The organism is Terrisporobacter othiniensis, assembly GCF_000808015.1.
Classification (GTDB): domain Bacteria; phylum Bacillota; class Clostridia; order Peptostreptococcales; family Peptostreptococcaceae; genus Terrisporobacter; species Terrisporobacter muris.
This window is the reverse complement of record NZ_JWHR01000083.1, coordinates 1-468: the sequence shown is the minus strand read 5'-3', so window position 1 is coordinate 468 and position 468 is coordinate 1. Positions and strand designations below refer to the sequence as shown.

The window sequence follows — 468 nt, the reverse complement described above, 5'->3', positions numbered from 1 at the left end:
ATCTTCAATAAGTTCTTTTTTATTTTCCTGAAGAGCTATTACTTTTTCTTCTACAGTATCTTTGGAAATTAATTTAATAACATCTACTAAATTTTTTTGACCAATTCTATGAGCTCTGTCGCTTGCTTGATCTTCACTGGCTGGATTAAACCAAGGATCAAAATGAATTACCATAGATGCACTAGTTAAATTCAACCCTGTTCCACCAGCTTTTAATGATATTAAAAATACTCTCTTAGTATTACTGTCATTAAACTCTTCCACCAATTTTATTCTATCTTTTGCATCAGTCTTTCCATCCAAATAAGAATATGCAATAGTTTCTTCTTCTAATCTTTTTTCTATAATTTTAAGAACTTTTGTAAATTGAGAAAATACTAATATTTTTCTATCACTTTCTTGTTTAATAAGATTAATTAAAATTTCTAACTTAGAATTTTTTCCTTTATAATTTTTTACATTTATTTC

1 protein-coding gene is annotated in these 468 nt (G+C 25.9%); it reads right to left on the bottom strand.

Annotated features, from left to right (window positions below; genetic code table 11):
- Positions 1-468: DEAD/DEAH box helicase (locus tag QX51_RS09215; RefSeq protein WP_039679622.1), on the bottom strand; the 468-nt coding region annotated here is incomplete at both ends.